This window comes from Ruoffia sp. FAM 26255 (assembly GCF_045528525.1).
Taxonomy (GTDB): Bacteria; Bacillota; Bacilli; order Lactobacillales; family Aerococcaceae; genus Ruoffia; species Ruoffia tabacinasalis.
The window spans coordinates 1-21,730 of sequence record NZ_JBGQQX010000001.1 but is presented as its reverse complement, the minus strand read 5'-3'; the positions used below and the strand labels follow the sequence as shown (position 1 = coordinate 21,730).

The window sequence follows — 21,730 nt, the reverse complement described above, 5'->3', positions numbered from 1 at the left end:
TTCTTTCCCTCATTAGTTTTCATATTTGGCGACAATGTCATCAGCAAGTTTCTTAAGAAGTTCTTCATCTTCTTCTTCAGGGTAAAGATTAACCTTTACGCCTGTCCCGCCTTTAACGGCACCCGCTTTTTCAAATTGTTCTTCAAAGTCATCTACGGCACTGCAGAAGACAGGGTAGAAATCGTCACCTGAACCAAACACACCATACACTTTCCCAGACAGGTCCAATTCCGCCAATTCTTCATGGAATTCTTCCATCTCATCGGGTAGAACACCGTCAACACCGTATGTGTAACTTCCCACTAAGACGATATCATAGTCTAGGAAATCCTCTGGCTCTGAAAGCATTACATCTTCCATTGTTACATCGATGCCATGCTCTTCGAGCTGGGCAGACACAATTTCAGCACATGCTTCCGTATTACCAGTTAAACTTGTATAAATTATCAACGCTTCGGCCATGCATTGCCTCCTTATAATGTAATTCTAAATTATTATATCAAAGATATGTTTATTCTAACAGTTGTTATTCTTAAGAACAGTAAAACACCTACGGAATGAACCAATTATATGAACTTTGTTATAAATTTATTAAGACAATTAAAAGAGACAGAAGTTATGCTATAATATGCCAATGAACAAATAATTATGTGAGGTGTGAATATTGGCTATTTTAGTACCAGGTGGGGCAGGATATATTGGAAGCCACACTGTTGTAGAATTATTAAATAATGGATATGAAGTAATTATCGCTGACAATTATAGTAATAGTAGTCCGATCGCCATAGAACGAATTAAAGAAATTACTGGTAAAGATGTCGTCGCTTATGACGTTGATATTCTTGATAAAGATGGATTAAACGATATATTTGAAAAACATAATGTCGAAGCAGTGCTTCACTTTGCTGCATATAAAGCGGTTGGTGAGTCTGTTGAGAAACCTTTAATGTATTATCACAATAATATTGAAGGAACCGTGTCGCTTTTAGAAGTAATGACTAAGCACAATGTTAAAAAAATTGTCTACAGTTCATCGGCTACGGTTTATGGTACAGAGAATGTGTCTCCTTTAGATGAGACAATGCCAACTTATACAGCAACGAATCCGTATGGATACACAAAAATTGTGAATGAAAACTTATTAAAAGACGTGGCCTATGCGGACCAAGAGTGGGGCGTAACGTTATTAAGATACTTCAATCCAATTGGAGCACATGAAAGTGGTTTAATTGGTGAAGATCCTAAAGGCGTACCAAATAACTTAATGCCTTATATTACGCAAGTAGCTGTAGGTAAGTTAGAAGAATTAAGTGTCTTTGGTGACGATTATGATACACCAGATGGCACTGGCGTGAGAGATTATATTCATGTCGTTGACCTCGCTAAAGGACACGTGAAAGCGTTAGAAGAGTTACTCGATTATACAGGAACGAATATCTATAATCTTGGAACAGGCGAAGGTTATAGTGTTCTAGACTTAGTAAATGCTTTTGAGAAAGCAACGAATAAGCCAATTAATTATAAGGTTATCGCAAGACGTCCAGGTGATGTGGCTGAAGTTTATGCGAATCCTAACTTAGCCCACAGAGAAATCGGTTGGAAAGCTGAGAAGACCCTTGAAGAAATGTGTCAAGATAGTTGGCGTTGGCAACAAAACAACCCTAATGGTTATGTAGACTAGTAATGAGGCGATAAAGTGGTAAGGAAACAAAAATTAACAAGAGACAGTTATCCTACCTATGAAGGACGGGTTAAACAAAAGTCCAAGACAAAATGGTTCATTATTCTTTTTATCTTGATGATTTTAGTTATCATTGCTGGATTTTATATCTTCTATCAGTATTCGACGATAGAAGAAACTTATCAATCAACAGTATATGAAGAAGAAATTGTTCCTCATCTTGCTGAGCAACAGGACATAGCAGACGAGGCGCCATATACAGTGTTGTTCGTAGCTTTGGACAATGTTTATTATGATGGTGCTCAAGTTGAGGAAGCCTTATGGTCAACACTTTACTATGTTGATCCAGAACAAAATTCAATTCAAGCGGTGAATATTCCGATGAATTTAATCGTAAGAAGTAACGGCAATGAAGAGGTGAATCTTCTAACTTATGCTGACGGTGGCCTCACAAGTATTAAAGAGACGATAGAAAGTTTATTTGAAGTTGAATTGAATTATATTTCTGCAATGCGACTGCAAAACATTCGTGATATCGTAGATCCAATCGAACCTATTACGGTGAATGTCCCAGTAGATATTGAAGATTTATCAATTAATAGTAATCAAGCAGTTCAATTTAGTGGTATAGAAATCATGAATTTAATTGATGAAGGGAACGAATTACCTACTTTAGAGCAATCGGATCTTCATCATGCGATATTAAACAGCCTTTATACACATTTCTTTAAGTTTGAGAATATATTACAACTTCCAGAAAATTTTGAAAATGCTGAATATGTTATCCAAACTGAGGTGCCTTTTACAAAATTAGTTGAAATTTATCGCAATGATGATTATAATTTAACGAATGTCGACCTCAATGAGTTAGTTCAATTAGAAAGAACTCAAATGGAACATCGATATATATACTTTGCAGACTTGAATGAAATTAAAGAAGTTGTCTCAAGAATGGCTTCTGCTATAGACGAGTTTGCTAATAAGGACTGAGAGTAATTTGAAACGATTTTTTACAACAAATGGTAAATTTAGTATTTGGAAAACAATACGAAATTTAATCATTATAATTATATTAGTTGCTGCAGCTATTGGAGGTTACCTATATGGTAACGTTCTAAACGCAATTAATAATACGAATCAAGACGTAAATGTACAAAACATTCGTGATACAAATGTGCAGATTACTGAAGGAGATCCAATTAATGTCTTAGTAGTAGGGACTGATGGGGGCGCAGAAAGACAAGAGGACGACGGTTATGTGAGTCGATCTGATACTTTAATGCTTATTAATTTAAACCCAGAAACCGGTACAACGAAGATGGTCAGTATTCCGCGAGATACGATTACAAATATTGATGGTCAAGATGAACCCGATAAGATTAATCACGCGTATGCATATGGTGGGATTGATTTAACGATTGATACAGTACAAGATTTCTTACAAGTGCCCATAGATTATTATTTAGTAGTGAACATGGACGGCTTATCAGAAATGATTGACGCGATCGGTGGTATTGAAATTGTGAGTCCATTATCTTTTGAATATCGTGGAACAGAGTTCCATGAAGGTGAACGAAGAGAAGTTGATGGCGTTAAAGCGATGAACTTTGCTCGTATGCGTTATGACGATCCCCAAGGTGAGCTTGGACGTCAAAACAGACAAAAGATAGTGATTAAAGCCATCATTGATAAAGCATTAAGTTTAGACGCAGTTGTCCAATATCCAAGGCTGATTAATGTAGCAAGTCGATATGTAACGACCAATGTTGATTTAAATGAAGTATTATCAATCTATCAACAGTATCTGCCAGCATTGAATAATATATCTTCAGTACAATTTGAAACGTTAGAAGAAATTCAAATTGATGAGATTGCCTATTATCACATACCTTTAAATGCTCGGGTAAAAGTTGCGAATGAGTTTCGTTATGTGAGCAACATGCCTTCAATTACAGCAAGTGATTTAGAGGATCCATTAGGTATCGAAGAGAGTGAAGAGCGAGCTAAATCTTTAGCGGTTATTATTAATCAATACCCAACAGGACTTTCAGAAGAAGATTTACAAGAACTGAACGAAAGACAAACATCGTTAGAAACGGCTAGGGAAACAATTGCCCAACCCGCTCCTGTAGAGAATAATAACTCAACACCAAACAATAATGATTATTGGGAAGAACCAGAATATAGCCAACCAACACAACCGACTCAACCGAATTATCCGCCAGAGGATAGTTCAGCTCAACCACCGGTAGAAACTCAAGAGCCGGAAGTGCCTGAATCACCTGAATCACCTGAATCACCTGATTCTAGCGCACCAAATTATGATGACGGTGGGAATGAACAAGAAGGTAGTTATTCTGAAGAAGCTTCAAATTCTACCCAAGCGAATGAAGGACAAAGTTCAAGAACAAATGATTCGAGTATTAGTTAATTGCTAATACCCGAATAAAAAAACGCTGACGACAACACTCACGATGGATTAAATCTTATCATTGTGGGTGTTTCATCGCGTTATAGAGTCCACTTTAATAATAGATAAGTCAAAGTGCTCAGAATTTTATAGAATGATGTAAGGATGGGGATCATTAAGATGAGCCAAAAAGTGAATAAACGTATTCTTCATATTATGAGTAGTCATGGTGGTGGAATATCAACATTTATCCGTAATTTAGCAACAGAGATTCACCGCTTTGGAATTGTATTTGATGTGGTAACTTACGGGCCATGTCCACCAGAATTTGTTGAAGCCATTCGTCGTACAGGTGGCGATGTGTATCAAATCAAGAATCCGAAAAAAGAAGGATGGAGACAGTTTTACAAATCATTCTCACGTGTCATTAAGTTATATCATTATGATGTTATCCATTGTCATATAGCTGGCTACCGTGCTTTAGCTTACAAAACGATTAGTAACTTCCAAAGTGAGGCTGAATTTATTATTCATGCCCATCATTATGTCGATGACAATCAATTAAGTGTCGCACAACGCTTTTTACATTATCTTAACCAGATGATTAACCAAACTGTCTCTGCTAAATTTGTTGGATGCAGTCGCGATGCTGTTCAAGCGCTTTTCGGTTACAAAATCGACCGAAAAGACATGATTATCATACCGAATAGTATTGAGCCTGATGATTTTATATTTGAATCGGAAGAAGAAAATAACTTTCGTGAAAAGGGACGGGAACACTATGGAATATCAAAGGATACCATAGTCGTTGGACAAGTAGGACGACTTGCACCAATTAAAAATCATGCCCTAACTTTACAAGTAGCTGAAATAGCAAAACTAAAGAAATTAAATATGAAGTTCATTATCGCAGGTAGTGGAGAACTTGAAGAAGTGTTGAAAGAGCGAATTGGAGTGAATCAATTAGATGATTATGTTCAATTAGTTGGACGTATCTCACCGATTGCAGAGTTATTTCCGGTCATGGATGTGCTTTTCTTCCCGTCAATTAACGAAGGATTAGGTACTACGGCCATCGAAAGCCAAGCTGCAGGCGTACCCGTCGTCTTATCACATACAATTCCAATGGAAGTGGAGTTGGGGATCGATTTATTGTATCGAGTTAATTTAAGTGCAGCGCCAAGTGATTGGTTAAAAGAAGTGCTTAAAGCATCTCGAGAAAGTAAAGTAGATCCAAGTGAGCGCTTAATGGCACTTGAGAGAAATAATTACACTAATATTCAAGCGGCTAAGCTATATGCAACATCGATAGCTCAATACACTAATTATTAAAGGTGATATAAATAATGAAACAATTTATGAAAAGGTTAGCGGGCTTTAGCTTAGGACCAATCTTAGGCGCAGCCATCTCTTTGATTTTGTTCCCCATATTTACAAACGCACTCCCAATTGAGGAGTATGGTCGAGCGGGAACATTCGAAACCTTAATTTTACAAATCCCCAATTTTATATATATTGGGATGGATCAAGCATTTACCCGCGAATATAACCATATGGATAATAAAAGGAACTTGATGCAACAAGCGATGCTTCTACCTTTAATGTTAGGTGTGTTTCTTGTTGCAGTGTCAGCATTTTTTTCAGTTCCATTTTCTGAATGGCTGTTCCAATCAGGGGATTACTACTACATCGTTTGGTACGCTGGAGTTTGGGTGTTAGCAACGATTGTAGAGAGATTTTTACTTTTAAGTATACGAATGCAAGAAAAAGCCGTCGAGTTTTCGTCCTATAGTTTACTACTTAAAGTTGGAAACTTTATTGTATCTATGGGAATGATTTTCGCTGGAGTGAGAGACTTTAGAGCCGTTGTTTATGGTTTGATTTTTGGTCAAATCTTAGCCGACTTAGTCTTATTTGCACGTTACAGAAATTTATTGGATTTTCGCGGTTTTCAAATTGATCCAAAATTAATTAAGAAAATGTTCCTCTTTGGAACACCGATTATGATTGCGAGCTCTTTAGCTGCTGCACTTAACTCCATTGATATTATCGTCTTGACTGAGTTTTCAAGTTTAACGGATATCGGAATTTATAAAGCAGGGAGTAAAATCGGAAGCATTATCGGAATTTTAAAGACGGCCTTTGCGAGTTTTTGGATTCCGACAGCCTATCGTTGGTACGAAGAGAATAAATCGATGAAACACTATAAATTTATTAGTGATATTATCTTATTCTTATTATCTGGCTTATTCTTCGTTATCTTAGTCTTAAGATATCCAATCTCATTAATCTTAAGTCCAGATGGTGAATATGTAGATGTTCAATACATTATGGGGCTCTTAGCATTTCCTCATATTATGTATACTTTGTCTGAAACAACGACATTGGGAATCGTATTTTCAAGAAAAACACATTATAATATCTTTGTAAGTATTATGTCCTTAGTAGTAAGTGTCATTATTAACTTATCCCTGACTCCATTTATTGGTTTCAGAGGGGCCGCATTAGCTTCAACCGCAGCCTATGTTGTTTTCTATCTTGCAAGAACGTATTTTTCAAGTCGGACTGGTTTTTACTTTGGACAAAAGAAACAAATTATTACAATGTTAATTATGATTGTTGCTGGTTTAATTAATTTATATTTATTGGATTACAGCATTTTCATTACAATTGGTTTAGGTCTATTGGCATTAGTTGTCCAAATACCAACCATTAAAACAGCACTAGAAATTAAGAATCATCCTGGAGAATGGGATTTTACTTAAAAGTTAGAAGGTGAACAATTTGCGAAAATATTTAATACTGATCGTTGCTTCGGTCTTTTTAGGGACGGAGATATTAGCGATTCCGACACCGGTAGCACAAATTACGATTTATCGTTTACTGGTGATTGGTATGATAGCCATCTTTGGTTATCAAATACTCAAGCAAGATCCAAATATTAAAATCATCCCGAATAATACAGCCACCGTCATTACAGGTATTTATCTTTTTTGGTGGGCCTGGGGAGCAGTGTCAGTCATTTGGACGATTGATGTGATGAATTGGTTCCAAGCAATGTTCTTGCTTACATTAGGTGTAAGCAGTGTAGTTGGTTTGTACTTGTGGACGAATGATTTAGTCACTTGGAAAGTTCTGATTAAGACAGTTTGGATTATGATGACATTTTTAGCACTTTGGGGTTTTTATGAGATTCTTACGAATCACTATGTTTTCGCTAATTTAGAAGCGTTAGATAAGAACAATACCTTTGCTACTCAGCCATCATCTCGTATACCGGTAACGACCTTTACAAATCAGAATGATTACGCAACTTTATTACTCGCATACTTGCCAGTAAATTTAATTATGCTGAATCTCAATCGTCACTCGATTCGACGATATTTATATGTGATTCCAATACTATTAACAGCATATTTAATTTATCGAAGTGATTCACGAATGATTTTACTGAGTTTCGTACTTTTCTTTTTTATGGTTATACTATTACAATTTAATTGGGATATAAAAAGAAAGTATATCTTAAGCGCGATAGGTATCGGTCTAGCCCTTATCGTTGGCTTGATTATATTTGTTCCATCGCTAAATGATATGGTCTCGCACTTGTTTTATCTAGGTGGCGATTTCTATAATACAGGCGATTCACGCCGAATTAACCTATGGCGAAATGGGTTATTATTCCTAGCAGAAACCTTCGGATTTGGAGTGGGAGCTGGGAATATTGAAACATGGATGGATATGTCGCCGTTCTTACCGATTGATGAATTTACAAACATTCATAACTGGTGGCTTGAGATACTAGTCGGTTATGGTGTCATAGTATTTGTCCTATACGTTGTAAGTTATGGCTTATTAATCCAAGCTTTAAACCGACTCCGTCATCATGAATCAAAAGTCATTCGTCAAATTGCAATTAGTTTTATATCGTTCTTAGTTGTATATATCTTTGCGAGTATCACAAGTGCGAATAACATGTTGATTGAATGGCATTGGGTTTACTTTGGAATAATGATTAGCTTTGTGAAGTTAATGGAAATGAAGAACGTCACGAAACCAAAAAAGAATGAGGTATGAATATGAGTTTAGCAACAATAATAAATGAGTTATGGCGATTTTTTAAAGATAATGTCGTAAGGATATTAATTGGCGCCTTAGTTATATCTGTGATTACTGTCGGTGCACGTTATTTTATCACGGATATTTTATTATCTGACCGCCAAGAGGCTGCAGATTACCTTGAGGAGGTTTATACTCAAGAACCGAGTTCATTTAAAGCAGTGGTAACGATTGAAGATGGTCAAATCTTCTCTAATCCACATTTATTTGATGATTACTTTACAACACCTCAAGTAGTCGAAGCAGTTGAAGAAGCAACAGGAATTGAATTTCAAGAAACAATTGATAGTGAAAAAACATTAGAGTTATTTAAAACACCAACGTTTCGTGGATCCATTTCTGCGGTGAGAGATAATGCTTCCGGGGTTTTTATCTTCCGAGTGTTAGCTGGGAAGTCAGCCGAAGAAAATTTAGCGATAGCGAACGCCTACCGTGACTTATTAGCTTCAGGTGAAATTCCTTTTATGGATAACCAATTTGTAGATATCACTTTAGAACCTGTGATTGGTGAAGTATTGGATACTGAAGAATATCTAAGTTTACCAACGGTTAAAACATTGAGTGTATATCATTCAAATAATGCAAGGTCATTAATTGTATATGGGGCCTTAGGATTCATTGTTGGTCTGATTCTTATAAGTGGGATTGTCTTCTTACAAAGATTACGTAAGAGCAAGATTAATTACGCCTTTGAATATGCATGGGACTTAGATGACCAACATATACTTGTTCATAGTAGCCATGAAGATGCTGTGTATAATGTTCAAGACGCAATTCGTATACCAGCAGTTAACTTACGTTGGATTGTTTCTCAAAGTGCTTTATCTGAGGACTTTGAAAATACAAATGATTTATCAGAACGATTTATCTCGAAGTTACAAGAAATTAAAAGTGATGAACAGCCACCAAAACAAATTGTGATTGTCGTCCAAGCGAATCATACAGAAAAACGTTGGTTAAAAGACCAAATGACAATGGCGACTTTATACAATGTGCCATTGAAATTAGTTCACGTTTATTAATTAAGGAGGCTAAAATTTGCCAACTTTTGAAAAAGGTTTAGTATCCATTATCACACCGGTGTATAATGCAGAACGCTTTATTAGTGAAACCATTGACAGTGTTATTAAACAAAGTTACACCAATTGGGAAATGATCTTAGTTAATGATTGTAGCCAAGACAGTTCGGTTGAAATTATTGAAGAGTTTGCTAAAGAAGATAAGCGAATTAAATTAATTAATTTAGCTGAAAACAGTGGGGCAGCCGTGGCACGTAATACTGGAATCGAGAATGCCAAAGGAAGATATATTGCTTTCGTTGATAGTGATGATTGTTGGTCGGAGTCGAAACTGACAGAACAACTTGTATTTATGCAAGAAAAACAGGTTGGTTTTACATATACAGACTTAGCATTAATCAACGAATTAGGTGAGGTATTAAAAGACCGCGTCAATGTACCGGCTTCCTTCTCGTATACCGAGCTATTAAAAAATACAGCGATTGCCTGTTCGACGGTCGTCATTGATCGCGAATTAATTGGAGATTTCCGTATGCCTCTTGTTCGAAAAGGGCAAGACACAGCAACGTGGTTAATGTTAATGCGTGAACGAAAAGTTAAAGCATATGGCTTACAAGAAGTTCATAATTATTATCGTCAAGTTCAAGGTTCGATTTCAAGTGACCGAATCGGTGCTTTGAAACGGACGTGGAATACTTATTATAATTTAGAGAGATTACCATTACCAAAAGCAGTATATTATTTTTCACATTATGTATTAAATGCGGTATTACGCCGATTATAAGTCTAAAAGTCTGAGACGCAGCGGGCGCCTCAGACTTTTTTTATTTCTTTTCGATTGGATGTCTTAAGATAGTTTTGAGTTTGTCGGAATCTGTTTTTCGTGTAACTGACAAATAGATTTCATGATGATGCCTGATGTCATTGATATCTAAATGAGAGCCTTCTTGATTGTTATAGTCATGCATCTTAGACATAGACTGCACATCATTATCATAGAGTCCAATATGAAGCAATTGAACAGTTAAACCTTCAGTTATCGTTGTAAGATACACGTTTGAAGTGTTGATTTTCTTTTTGTTTAGACCTTCATTTTGAGCCCGTTCAAAGACTTGAGGTATGAAATATTCTGGCATTCGCAACTTCATAATCCATTGAAAATCTTCTTTTCTAGATGGAACTACACCATGTATACTGACTTCCCACCAATATCCATCAAGCGGTGGAACAATAAAAACAAAGAAATCATCAATTGTTTAGCCGTTTCGGTCACTCATCCGAATCGTGTAGGCTATATACTTGTTTTACTGCGGACTGATCTTTCCCGTCTAATTCATTCGGGTCACCCATACCATCAATCGTAATAAAATTCATCTTAGGTATATTAATACTATATTCTATTATACATTGATCCAGGCAAGTTGGTTTTAAGAAGATTTTTTTATTCTATTAATAATACTTGCAAGCGTTACCTTAAATCATTTAAACTATTAATATTGAATTATTGGAGGATATTATGAAAATTAGCTTATTAGAACCATTACGTGTACCAAAGGAATACATTGAAGAATTGGCACAGCCATTAAAAGATTTAGGCCATGAGTTTGTCTATCATGAAACAAAAACAACAGATCCAGATGAATTATATGAGCGTAGTAAAGACTCTGAAGTGGTGATTATTGCCAACAATCCGTATCCTAAAGAAGTGATTGAGAAATTAGACAAAACTAAATTTATCGATGTTGCTTTTACAGGGGTAGACCATGTAGATAACGCTAGTGCTAAAGAAAAAGGCATTAAAATCGCAAATGCATCGGGTTATGCTACTCAAGCAGTCGCAGAATTATCTATTGGTTTAGCTCTGAATGTTTTACGTGAAGTGAAACAAGGAGACTTAGATGTCCGTAAAGGCGACGATTTTCCAGGATTAATTCAAGGACAAGAAATTCATGGAAAAACAGTCGGTATTATTGGTACCGGGACAATTGGAATTCATACAGCAAAACTATTCAAAGCTTTCGGAGCTAAAGTCTTAGGGTATAACCGCTCAGAGAAACAAGAAGCGATTGATGCGGGTGTTGAATATGTAAGCTTAGATACACTGATTAAAGAAAGTGATATTATCTCAATCCATCTTCCAATGACTGAAGATACTAAGCACACAATCGGTGAAAGAGAGCTGGATAATATGAAAGAATCAGCTATCTTAATTAATGTAGCTAGAGGACCGATTATTGATAATGAAGCTTTAGCAAATGCTTTAAATGAAGGAAAAATCGCTGGTGCTGGTATTGATGTCTTCGACATGGAGCCACTAATTCCAAATGATTACCCGTTACTTCATGCAAAAAATGCATTGTTAACACCACATGTTGGTTACTTAACAAATGAAGCAATGGTCCTTCGTGCTCAAATTGCCTTTGACAACGTAATGGCATATATTAACGGCGAAGATAAAAACATCGTATCTATTTAATATAGAATGGACTCACAGTCAGATAGTATTGAGGACGATCGCTAATTAGAACCTTCAATATTATCTGGCTTTTTTGATATCAAACGCAATGTAGGAGGAAGTTTATGACAGAAAGATTGACAACAAGTCTCACTTGGCAAGAGAAAGATGAACACTTTGCTTACGATGGGCCTCTCGGTCCAGTATTAAATTCTGATGGGACAGCTGTATTAAGATTATGGTCACCGAGCGCTAAATCGGTCCAAGTATTATTGTATGATAAAGACAATCAAGAAAAACAAGTCGCAGTAGTGGAAATGAATTCACACGACAAAGGTTTATGGGAAGTGACATTGAATCAAGACACAGTGTCTGGTATCGATAATTTCAATAATTATTGTTATCATTACCAAATTAACCGTGATAGTGAGACCGTCTTAGCCTTGGATCCTTACGCTAAATCACTGGGTACTTGGAATAGCCACGACGAAGCATCGTATATTGCCAAAGCCGCGATTGTTGCACCAGAGAACATTGGGCAAAAATTAGACTTTGCTAAAGTTGAAAACTATAAACGAAGAGAAGATGCTGTAATCTACGAAGTTCACGTGCGGGACTTTACATCAGATCCATCAATAAAGGATGAACTACACCACCGTTTCGGAACGTTTGAAGCGATGGCGGAACGATTGGATTATATTCAGTCGCTTGGTGTCACGCATGTGCAGTTACTGCCTGTCTTAAGTTACTATCATGCGAATGAATATGAGACGGGTGAACGCTTCTTAGAATATAAATCAGCTTGGACGAACTACAACTGGGGCTATGATCCAATGCATTATTTCGCTTTAACAGGGATGTATTCAATTAACCCCGAAGACCCTTCATCCCGGATTCGAGAGTTTAAAGAACTTGTGAGTGAAATCCACGAAAGAGGAATGGCGGTAACACTGGATGTCGTGTATAATCACACCGCAGAGCTCCATATTCTTGAAGATTTAGAACCTGAGTATTATCATTTTATGGATTCAGATGGGACATCAAGAACTAACTTTGGTGGCGGACGTTTAGGAAGTACTCACTATATGACACGTCGCTTGATTGTTGACTCATTAAAGTACTTAGTAGAAGAATTTAAAGTTGATGGCTTTAGATTTGATATGATGGGGGATTTAGATGCAGAAACAGTTCAATTAGCCTATGAAGAAACAGCCAAAATTAATCCAAATATCTTAATGATCGGTGAAGGTTGGATTACGTACGCTGGAGATGAAGGTGCTGAAGACGTTCAAGCAGCGGATCAATTATGGATGTCAGATACAGAAGCTGTTGGCTCATTCTCAGACGAAATCCGAGACGAATTAAAATCTGGTTTCCAAAGTGAAGGGAAGCCACGCTTTATTACTGGCGGGCGCCGAAATGTGCAGAAGATTTTCGATAATATTAAAGGGCAACCGCATAATTTCGAAGCGGACCAACCAGGTGATGTCGTCCAATATATTGAAGCACATGATAACTTAACTTTACACGACGTGATTGCAGAATCGATTAATAAAGATCCAAATATCCATGTGGAAGAGATACACCAACGCATACGTCTGGGTAATTTAATCGTTTTAACTTCACAAGGGACAGCATTTATCCATGCCGGGCAAGAATACGGTCGTACCAAACAATTTAAGCACCCAGAATTTAAAACCATGGTAGATGAGTGGGGCGATATTCCAGATAATTCTACTTACTTTACTGATAAAAATGGAGACCCGATTGAGTATCCATACTTTATTCATGACTCTTATGACTCGTCCGATGCGATTAACAAGTTTGAATGGGAAAAAGTTAGAGGAGTGAATGGTTACTCAATTGAGAATACAACGATGGAGCATATGCGCGGCTTAATTCAACTCCGTCATTCAACAGATGCCTTTAGATTGGCGGATAAAGAACTCATTGATACAAATGTTCAACTATTAAATGTTCCAGAAATTCGTGAACGTGACGTTGCGATTGCTTATAAAGTGAGAGGAACTCAAGGGGACGAGTATATTATAGTGATTAATGGAAACAAACGTAGTCGTACGTTCACATTACCGGAAGAAGTTGAATTGGCGCAAGTGATTGACGATCAGGATCGGGTTGATACTGAACCTTTAATGCAACCACAAGGCATTGAAATGTTATCTTCAACACAAATTAAATTAGCTGGTTTAAGCGCAGTCATTTTCAAGAAATAAAGTAAACATAAGAAAAACGTCGGAATTCCAAATCGAATTCTGACGCTTTTTTGCTTATTTTCTCATGTTTAACATTTTGAATCGAACGTGCATGTATATCTCTAAGATTGAATCTGTAAAAAATACACCTAAAGCAATCGCTCCAGCGATTGAAAGAGTTTGTATGAGATAATAATTACTTAGATCATAGTCTCCTTGAATAAAGTAAAGAGCTGTCTGATAAATCGCAGACCCAGGCACAAATGGGAAAAAGGCTGGGATATAAAAGATGGTTACCGGTGCTTTAAAACGACGCGCGAAGAATTGGCCAATTAATGATACAACACTACAAGCAAAAAATGTTGCTAAAGCAGGACCCATTGGGTTTGCCAATAGAAGATATACAAGGTAGCCTATTGCTCCCGCATAACCCGTCTTAAAGATGAGGGATCTAGGTGCTTCGAGCGTAATGGCAGCTGTGATTGTGGCTACATATGACCCGATAACTTGGATAATTATACCAACCATGATGTAACCTCCCCGTAAAAGTAAAGGCCAATTGCGACTCCAATTGCTAAACTCAGTGCAATAACAATCGCGTCAGCGACACGAGCGACACCAGAGATATAATCTCCTTTCAACATATCCCGAAGGCCATTGGTCACAGCTGTCCCCGGATATAGAGGCATTAAACCACCAATGATAATAACATCAGTTGATATATCAAGTGGAACAACTGAAGCAATTACATTGGTTAAAAATGCAGTCACTAAGGTTGATGCTACGCCATAAATAAAGCCATTCAAATGGAATAAGTCTTTTAAAATACGTGAATAAGCTACAAGTAAGCCAGTAAAGATTGAAAAGACACTATCCCAAAAACCTCCACCTAAAAGAACAACAAAGGCAACCACTAAGATAACTGTTGCCAAATCTTTACTAAATACCGTGTAATCTGAATCATCTACCACCTCGAGACGTTCAGCTGCTTCATCAATCGTAATTTGACCACTTGTCAGTTGACGTGAAATATTATTTACTCGGTAAATCTTATTTAATTGGTTACTGCGGTCTGTTATTCGACGGACTAACGTAATACCTTCGATTTCAGGATCTGAATCATCTAAAGTAACATATAGACCTGTCGTATTTGTGATGACTTCCGTGTTAGAAAGCCCACTAGTTTGAAGAATACGTCGAACCGTATCCTCAACTCGATAACTTTCAGCATGAGACTCTAGCATAATTCTACCTGCTGTTGTTGCTACTTCAACTATTTTTTTATGTTTCTTTCTCATAAAGATATCACCCACCTTTTGTTAAATAATTCGTTAAGAGACATCCAAAATATGGTAACATAGAAATTGAGTAATCACTATTTAAATATAATTAAATTTTAATAAGGAGTGATTTCATGACATTGTTATATATATATTTAGTATTTGCCTTTGAATGCAAGGATGCCAATACAATTTACATATCCATTGATGATAAGGACAAGCCATTATATCAATTATATTTTAAATATGATAGAGAATGTACAAACTTTCAAAAAGTACTCCACAATTATTCAATGGAAATGGAACTACATAAATATTCGATTAAAACTCAACTCGAATTTATTTATAAATTTATTGAAACAACCCATTTATGTATGAGTACCAATATACCTTATCGAATAAAAGAAAGTAGAGTGAGGTAAGACGTATGAAAATCACAAAAATTGCACAACAACAGAAACAAGCAAATCGTTATTCAATCTTCGTTGATGACGAGTTTTTTATTGGTGTCGATCAAGAAATTCTAATCGAATACGCTTTGCGTAAAGACCAAGAAGTGGATCAAAACTTATTAGATAAGATTAAATCAGCAGAGAATGATCATAAATTATACTCTGCTGCGATTAATTATTTATCTTACGGAATGCGATCGATCAAAGAAATGCGCGACTATTTACATAAGCAAAGAGATAAAAAAGAAAAAGAAGAGGATTCAATTGCACCTTCAGAAGAAGTGATTGAGAATACCTTGGATCGCCTAATTCGACAAGGCTATTTAAATGATTTGGAATATGCAAAAAGCTATGTCCGAACAAATTACACACTAAAATCTAAGGGACCAAACATTATTCAAAATGAATTGAAAGTCAAAAAGGGGATCAATGAAATGACAATTCTAGATGCAATGGACGAGTACCCAGAAGAAGAACAAAGCGAGAATATCCAAACACTCATTGATAAATTCATCCGAACAAAAAAATCATTGCCACCCAAAATGATGCGTAATAAATTGTATACTCATCTACTCACCAAAGGCTTTGACAAAGATTTAGTGAATCAACATATGAGTGAATTAACCTTTGATGATGCTGAAGATGATCAAGCAGATATGTTAGAAAAAGAAGCAGACAAGTATTTAAGAAAACATCAACGCCGATTTAGCGGCTATGATTTAAAACAAAAGATGATTCAAAGTCTACTTAGTAAAGGCTTTGACTATGAAATGATTAAAATTTGGCTTGAAGATAACGAAGCCGAAATGAATGAATAGAAAGTGGATTAAATGACGAACAAAAGACAAAAGTTAATCGAACAGTATCTAATCAATTGGAATGAAAAAAAGATAAAAGCATTCCGAACTCAATTATTAGATTGGTATGATGCGAACAAAAGAGACTTACCTTGGCGACAAACGAAGAACCCTTACTATATTTGGGTTAGTGAGATTATGTTGCAACAAACGCAAGTCAACACAGTTATACCTTATTACGAACGATTTATTAAAGAACTACCTACAATAAGAGATTTAGCTGAAGTGGAGGAGTCTGAATTAATGGGTCTATGGCAAGGTTTAGGCTATTATTCACGTGTACGTAATATGCAATTTGCAGCCCAACAAGTGATGGCTGACTTTAATGGGGAGATGCCTAATACCTTGGAGGGCTTACTTTCATTGAAAGGTATCGGTCCATATACCGCCGGTGCGATTGGTAGTATTGCGTTTAATCTTCCAGAACCCGCGTTAGATGGTAACTTAATGCGGATTGTAGCTCGCTTATTTGAAATAGACCGTGATATCACTTTAAATAAGACGAAAAATGAATTCACTGGAATCTTATATCAGTTAATTGATCCGGAAAGGCCAGGGGACTTTAACCAAGCTCTGATGGATATTGGTGCCACCATTATGACGCCAACAAATTACCAACCTGAAGATAGTCCAATCAAAGAATTTGATCAATCTTATCAGAATAATACGAGTCATCTATACCCAGTAAAGAAAAAGAAAACAAAAGCAACCAAACACCACCGAATCGCCTATGCGATACGAAATCATAAGGGTGAATGGTTAATGCGCAAACATAATGACAAAGAACTTTTGACGGGTCTGTGGCATTTTCCAATGGTTGAAGTGAATGTAGTTATGGAAGGCGCGACGAGTTCTGAATTGATAGAGCCTTTAGTGAATCATTTAGATGAAAGTATTGATATCAGTGAATTAAAGCTAGACCGATCATTGATATTGGATGAAGAAGAAGGCTTTGAACTCTTGCCAACATTCGCACAAGTGAAGCATGTATTCTCACATCGGATTTGGCAAGTACAAGTGATACCATTTTTACTAGATGGGACAGCAGATTTGAATGAGGAAGACTTCAAATGGGTAAGCATTCAAGAGCTAGAATCCCTACCAGTATCAACTTTACAACAAAAATTGTTTAATAGTATCGTATCCGATCGAGAATAAAGAAAAAGTAGAGGAATAATATGAGCAGATTATTTAGATATTTTGAAGGCTACAAGCTTAGTAGTATCTTCGGACCTTTAATGAAATTAGTCGAAGCAGTTTTAGAATTGCTAGTCCCAATGATTGTAGCATTAATTATTGACGTTGCCATCCCAACTGGAAATGTAGCAAATATTATCAAATATATTTTGGTGATGTTTGGAATTGCTGCAGCTGGGCTAGCCTTTTCAATTACAGCACAGTTTCTATCAGCAAAAGCAGCTGTAGGTTTTGCTGAAAATTTAACCAATGATTTATTTGAATTTGTTTTACAATTACCAAAAGAAGTATATGGAACGATTTCTCCCGGGAGTATTGTCACTCGATTAACAAGTGATACGTTCCAAATTCAAAGTGGATTGAATACATTTTTCCGCTTATTCCTTCGTTCACCTTTTATTGTATTTGGTTCTTTAATTATGGCCGCACAAATTGATGGACGAATGACACTTATATTTTTAGCTATGATTGCCATTTTATTTGTTGTAGTAGGTGCTATTATTTATTTTGCCAATCCATTATATACACAAATACGAGAGCAATTTGATTTATTAGTGACATTAACACAAGAACAAATGAAGGGTATGCGTGTGATCCGCGCTTTTCAGCAAAAAGACCGTGAAGTGAATGAATTTAAAGCTCAAAACAAAAACGTCACTACCGACCAAATTCGTGTAGGTTTCATTAATGCTTTCACTAATCCACTCACTTATATAGTGGTGAATGTTGCTTTGATTATTGTTCTTTGGCAAGGTGGGAATTTTATTAATTCCGGATCATTGACCCAAGGTCAGCTAGTCGCTTTAGTGAATTATTTATTGGCTATCTTAGTGGAATTAGTGAAGATTGCATTTGTCATTACACAATTAAACCGAGCATACTCAAGTGCTAAACGTGTAGTGACTGTCTTTGAACAGCCACTAGAATCTGAAGTGTTTGAGAATAATAGCCAGCAAAATGAAGAGAAGCATACAGTTTTAAGTTTTCAAGATGTGACTTTTACATACCCGAATGCAACGAAACCATCGCTATCAAATATTGATTTCTCAATTAAAGAGGGCGATTTTGTTGGGATTATCGGTAGTACTGGTTCTGGTAAATCAACCTTACTTCAATTAATTACAAAAACTTATGATGCCCAAGAGGGTGGCGTTTTCTTCCAAGAAGATTACTTTAATACGGATTCAAAACGTGACTTAAGAGAGAATATAAGTGTTGTTCCAAGTAATGTTGCATTATTTAAAGGAACAATTCGAAGTAACTTATTATTAGGAAATCCTGAAGCGACGGAAGAGATGATGTGGCAAGCGCTAGAAGATGCACAAGCATTGGACTTTGTTCGCTCATATCCAGAAGGTTTGGATAAAGAAGTCGCTACTTTTGGACGTAATTTCTCTGGTGGTCAAAGACAACGTCTAACGATTGCACGAGCACTAATTAAACCGTCATCATTATTAATCTTTGATGATTCAACGAGTGCCTTGGATTATGTTACTGAAGCAAATTTTCAAAGAACGCTGAAAGAAAAGTATAACGACTGTACGATAATTATGATTTCTCAAAGAACACATAGTTTACAACAGGCAAATAATATCGTGGTCTTAGAAGAAGGAAGACAAATTGGCTATGCTAGCCACGAAGAGTTACTGGCAAATAACCCTGTGTACCAAGAGATTTATGCATCACAAAATGTGAAGGAGGTAGCGGATAATGGAGAACACTAATAAAAGCAGTTCAAGTATTTTGAAACGATTATTTTCTGATTTTTCTGGACACAAATTACTTGTTGTTCTTTCGTTAATATCAACAGTTATCCAAGTAGGATTGACTGTTTACCTCCCAATTTTAATCGGACAAGCCGTTAACCAGACGATTGGTGAAGGGCAAGTGAACTTTGATGTCTTATTACCAACGCTTATGAATATGGGAATTGTGATTGGACTCAATGCGATTGTTCAGTGGGTTAACCCAATTTTATTCAACAAAATTACATATGAAGTTATAGAATCGCTTCGTAACCGTGTGCTTGAAAAAGTTCACTCATTGTCTTTAAATTATATAGATCAACGCAGTACAGGAGATTTAGTGAGTCAAGTTACCACAGATACCGAGCAATTAGGTGATGGGTTGATTATGATTTTCAATCAATTCTTCATTGGTATATTAACTATTTTCATCACTATCTTTACAATGGCACAACTTGATTTAACCATGATGTTACTTGTTGTTGTGTTAACGCCGATTTCATTATTTATCTCACGTTTTATTGCAAAGAAAAGCTACTCACTTTTCCGCCAACAAACGAAGGCACGTGGGGAACAGGCGGATTTTATCGAGGAAAATATTCAACAAGCTGATATTGTTAGATTGTTTAATTCTCAAGAAGAAGCGACGGAAACTTTTACTAAACTCAATGCTGATTATAGTGAAAAGTCCAAGTGGGCAATCTTTTACTCGTCGACAATTAACCCAGGAACGCGTTTTATTAATGCTTTGATATACGCAGCGTTAACATTTTTAGGAGCCGTTCGAATTGTGAATGGAACGTTTACTGTGGGAGAGTTAACGACATTTTTAAATTATGCGAACCAATATACGAAGCCATTTAACGACATTTCAAATGTGCTCGCGGAAATTCAAAGTGCTCTGGCTTGTGCGGATCGACTATATACAATTATCGATCAGCCAGAAGAGGTAGAAACTGGACATAGATTGATTGATTCAAGTAATGTCGATGGAAAAGTAAACTTTAATCGTGCTTCGTTCAGTTATACAAAAGATAAAGAGCTGATTACTGACTTAACTTTATCAGTTAAAGCAGGTGATACGGTAGCAATTGTTGGGCCTACGGGCGCTGGTAAATCAACATTAATTAATTTACTGATGCGTTTCTATGACTTAGATCAAGGACAAATTTTAATTGATAATGAGCCGATTACCGACTTTACTCGCGAATCTGTTAGAAAGCAATTCGGGATGGTGCTACAAGAAACTTGGCTAAAAGGTGGAACGATTCACGATAATATCGCTTACGGTCATCCAAACGTATCTAGAGAAGAAGTGGTGAAAGCAGCCAAAGCGGCTCACGCCCATCGCTTCATTGAATTGTTACCTGATGGGTATGACACAGTCTTAACAAGTGGTGGTGCTGGGTTATCAACGGGGCAACAACAATTATTATCTATCGCGCGAATTTTTGTTTCAATTCCGACAATGTTAATTCTAGATGAAGCAACATCGTCGATTGATACAAGAACGGAAATTCTGATTCAAGAAGCATTTGATCGCTTGATGAGAGGGCGCACGAGTTTTATTATCGCCCACCGCTTATCAACCATCATGAATGCGGATATGATATTAGTTATGAAAGATGGTTCCATCGTTGAACAAGGAAACCACGATACACTTATGAAGGCACGCGGCTTGTATTATACAATGCAATCGTCTCGTTCGCCTGAGCAATAAAATAAAACCTTACTGAGTATGAGAAATCATATTTGGTAAGGTTTTTTTGATGGGTGTGTTGGTTGAGGTGTGTCGTGAGGATAGATGAGTGCAGGTTTAGTGTTAATTTAGTATTTGGGTTTGAGAGGAACGTGGGATTTTGGGTTAGCGGGACGTGTCATATGGTGACAAGGGAAATTGGGTGTTTAACGGGACTTGTCATGAGGTGACAAGGGAAATTAAACGTTTAACGGGACGTGTCTTTTGGTGACAAGGGAAATTGGTTGTTAACAGGACTTGTCATTTGGTGACAGTGGAAATTGGAAGTCTAACAGGACTAGTCATGAGGTGACCAGGGGAATTGGAGCTCTATCAGGACATGTCATATGGTGACAAGGGAAATTGAAAGTTTAACAGGACTTGTTATGAGGTGACAAGGGGAATTAGGAGTTTAACAGGACATGTCATGAGGTGACAGTGATAAAGCCCATATAATTGTGTAAAAGTAAAAAACCATAATAATCTCTTTGGTACAATGTAGTTGACAGACAAACATTGAAAGGAAGATTATTATGGCTCAATTAAATATTACCTTAAATTTAGAAG

At 36.6% G+C, this 21,730-nt stretch carries 18 protein-coding genes; 14 read left to right on the top strand and 4 right to left on the bottom strand.

From position 1 onward, the window contains the following. Positions 1-12: 12 nt before the first annotated feature. Positions 13-462, bottom strand: a complete 450-nt coding sequence (locus ACEN31_RS00090; RefSeq protein WP_138404971.1) for a flavodoxin — start codon at positions 460-462, stop codon at positions 13-15. 202 nt (positions 463-664) lie between these two features. Here ACEN31_RS00090 and galE point away from each other — a divergent pair, with 202 nt between their 5' ends. The 8 genes from galE (at position 665) to ACEN31_RS00050 (ending at position 10,010) form a co-directional block, all read left to right on the top strand. After that, positions 665-1,681 carry a UDP-glucose 4-epimerase GalE gene (gene galE, locus ACEN31_RS00085; RefSeq protein WP_407108253.1) on the top strand — a complete coding sequence of 339 codons (1,017 nt, stop codon included), beginning with the start codon at positions 665-667 and terminating at the stop codon, positions 1,679-1,681. Between the two features lie 15 nt (positions 1,682-1,696). Next, complete coding sequence (locus ACEN31_RS00080) at positions 1,697-2,671, top strand: LCP family protein (RefSeq protein WP_407089400.1); 975 nt, start codon at positions 1,697-1,699, stop codon at positions 2,669-2,671. 7 nt (positions 2,672-2,678) lie between these two features. Continuing rightward, positions 2,679-4,112: an LCP family protein gene (locus ACEN31_RS00075; protein ID WP_407108252.1), complete on the top strand. Its 1,434-nt coding sequence runs from the start codon at positions 2,679-2,681 to the stop codon at positions 4,110-4,112. A 159-nt stretch (positions 4,113-4,271) separates the two neighbouring features. Continuing rightward, positions 4,272-5,423 carry a glycosyltransferase gene (locus ACEN31_RS00070; protein ID WP_407108251.1) on the top strand — a complete coding sequence of 384 codons (1,152 nt, stop codon included), beginning with the start codon at positions 4,272-4,274 and terminating at the stop codon, positions 5,421-5,423. A 14-nt stretch (positions 5,424-5,437) separates the two neighbouring features. Further along, a complete protein-coding gene (locus ACEN31_RS00065) occupies positions 5,438-6,856 on the top strand; it encodes a lipopolysaccharide biosynthesis protein (protein WP_407108250.1) in 1,419 nt (472 codons plus the stop codon). A 19-nt stretch (positions 6,857-6,875) separates the two neighbouring features. Next, entirely contained in the window at positions 6,876-8,165 is a 1,290-nt protein-coding gene (locus ACEN31_RS00060; RefSeq protein ID WP_407108249.1) for an O-antigen ligase family protein, read from the top strand. Positions 8,166-8,167: 2 nt separating this feature from the next. Further along, on the top strand, positions 8,168-9,229 hold the full coding sequence (locus ACEN31_RS00055) for a hypothetical protein (RefSeq protein ID WP_407108248.1): 1,062 nt from the start codon (positions 8,168-8,170) through the stop codon (positions 9,227-9,229). Between the two features lie 16 nt (positions 9,230-9,245). Beyond that, entirely contained in the window at positions 9,246-10,010 is a 765-nt protein-coding gene (locus ACEN31_RS00050; protein WP_407108247.1) for a glycosyltransferase family 2 protein, read from the top strand. A 40-nt stretch (positions 10,011-10,050) separates the two neighbouring features. Here the strand turns inward: ACEN31_RS00050 and ACEN31_RS00045 are convergent, their stop codons facing one another. After that, positions 10,051-10,362, bottom strand: a complete 312-nt coding sequence (locus ACEN31_RS00045; RefSeq protein WP_407108246.1) for a hypothetical protein — start codon at positions 10,360-10,362, stop codon at positions 10,051-10,053. Between the two features lie 380 nt (positions 10,363-10,742). Here ACEN31_RS00045 and ACEN31_RS00040 point away from each other — a divergent pair, with 380 nt between their 5' ends. Further along, on the top strand, positions 10,743-11,702 hold the full coding sequence (locus ACEN31_RS00040; RefSeq protein WP_407089409.1) for an NAD(P)-dependent oxidoreductase: 960 nt from the start codon (positions 10,743-10,745) through the stop codon (positions 11,700-11,702). A gap of 104 nt (positions 11,703-11,806) precedes the next feature. Then, the gene (locus ACEN31_RS00035; RefSeq protein ID WP_407108245.1) at positions 11,807-13,915 is read left to right on the top strand and encodes a pullulanase; all 2,109 of its coding nucleotides are present in this window, start codon (positions 11,807-11,809) and stop codon (positions 13,913-13,915) included. Positions 13,916-13,969: 54 nt separating this feature from the next. Here the strand turns inward: ACEN31_RS00035 and ACEN31_RS00030 are convergent, their stop codons facing one another. Continuing rightward, positions 13,970-14,422 carry a threonine/serine exporter family protein gene (locus ACEN31_RS00030; protein WP_407108244.1) on the bottom strand — a complete coding sequence of 151 codons (453 nt, stop codon included), beginning with the start codon at positions 14,420-14,422 and terminating at the stop codon, positions 13,970-13,972. Next, on the bottom strand, positions 14,410-15,192 hold the full coding sequence (locus ACEN31_RS00025) for a threonine/serine exporter ThrE family protein (protein WP_407108243.1): 783 nt from the start codon (positions 15,190-15,192) through the stop codon (positions 14,410-14,412). Before ACEN31_RS00025 ends, ACEN31_RS00030 begins: the two co-directional genes overlap by 13 nt. Positions 15,193-15,601: 409 nt before the next feature. Here ACEN31_RS00025 and recX point away from each other — a divergent pair, with 409 nt between their 5' ends. Genes recX through ACEN31_RS00005 form a run of 4 tightly spaced genes read left to right on the top strand, consistent with a single transcriptional unit; the run spans position 15,602 to position 21,145 of the window. Then, positions 15,602-16,444, top strand: a complete 843-nt coding sequence (gene recX / locus ACEN31_RS00020) for a recombination regulator RecX (protein WP_138404983.1) — start codon at positions 15,602-15,604, stop codon at positions 16,442-16,444. A gap of 12 nt (positions 16,445-16,456) precedes the next feature. After that, positions 16,457-17,641 (top strand): A/G-specific adenine glycosylase, encoded by a 1,185-nt coding sequence (gene mutY / locus ACEN31_RS00015; RefSeq protein WP_138404984.1) that lies wholly within the window; start codon positions 16,457-16,459, stop codon positions 17,639-17,641. 20 nt (positions 17,642-17,661) lie between these two features. Beyond that, positions 17,662-19,404, top strand: coding sequence for an ABC transporter ATP-binding protein (locus ACEN31_RS00010; RefSeq protein ID WP_407108242.1), 1,743 nt, complete (start codon positions 17,662-17,664; stop codon positions 19,402-19,404). Then, entirely contained in the window at positions 19,391-21,145 is a 1,755-nt protein-coding gene (locus ACEN31_RS00005) for an ABC transporter ATP-binding protein (RefSeq protein ID WP_407108241.1), read from the top strand. The genes ACEN31_RS00010 and ACEN31_RS00005 overlap by 14 nt, the downstream gene beginning before the upstream one ends. Positions 21,146-21,730: the final 585 nt, after the last annotated feature.

Bases quoted from the DNA above. Each gene is read 5' to 3' on its own strand.
- mutY (WP_138404984.1), top strand. From the start codon at position 16,457: ATGACGAACAAAAGACAAAAGTTAATCGAACAGTATCTAATCAATTGG.
- ACEN31_RS00035 (WP_407108245.1), top strand. From the start codon at position 11,807: ATGACAGAAAGATTGACAACAAGTCTCACTTGGCAAGAGAAAGATGAA.
- ACEN31_RS00040 (WP_407089409.1), top strand. From the start codon at position 10,743: ATGAAAATTAGCTTATTAGAACCATTACGTGTACCAAAGGAATACATT.
- ACEN31_RS00090 (WP_138404971.1), bottom strand. From the start codon at position 462: ATGGCCGAAGCGTTGATAATTTATACAAGTTTAACTGGTAATACGGAA.
- ACEN31_RS00055 (WP_407108248.1), top strand. From the start codon at position 8,168: ATGAGTTTAGCAACAATAATAAATGAGTTATGGCGATTTTTTAAAGAT.
- ACEN31_RS00025 (WP_407108243.1), bottom strand. From the start codon at position 15,192: ATGAGAAAGAAACATAAAAAAATAGTTGAAGTAGCAACAACAGCAGGT.
- recX (WP_138404983.1), top strand. From the start codon at position 15,602: ATGAAAATCACAAAAATTGCACAACAACAGAAACAAGCAAATCGTTAT.
- ACEN31_RS00065 (WP_407108250.1), top strand. From the start codon at position 5,438: ATGAAACAATTTATGAAAAGGTTAGCGGGCTTTAGCTTAGGACCAATC.
- ACEN31_RS00005 (WP_407108241.1), top strand. From the start codon at position 19,391: ATGGAGAACACTAATAAAAGCAGTTCAAGTATTTTGAAACGATTATTT.
- ACEN31_RS00010 (WP_407108242.1), top strand. From the start codon at position 17,662: ATGAGCAGATTATTTAGATATTTTGAAGGCTACAAGCTTAGTAGTATC.
- ACEN31_RS00045 (WP_407108246.1), bottom strand. From the start codon at position 10,362: ATGCCAGAATATTTCATACCTCAAGTCTTTGAACGGGCTCAAAATGAA.
- ACEN31_RS00030 (WP_407108244.1), bottom strand. From the start codon at position 14,422: ATGGTTGGTATAATTATCCAAGTTATCGGGTCATATGTAGCCACAATC.
- ACEN31_RS00070 (WP_407108251.1), top strand. From the start codon at position 4,272: ATGAGCCAAAAAGTGAATAAACGTATTCTTCATATTATGAGTAGTCAT.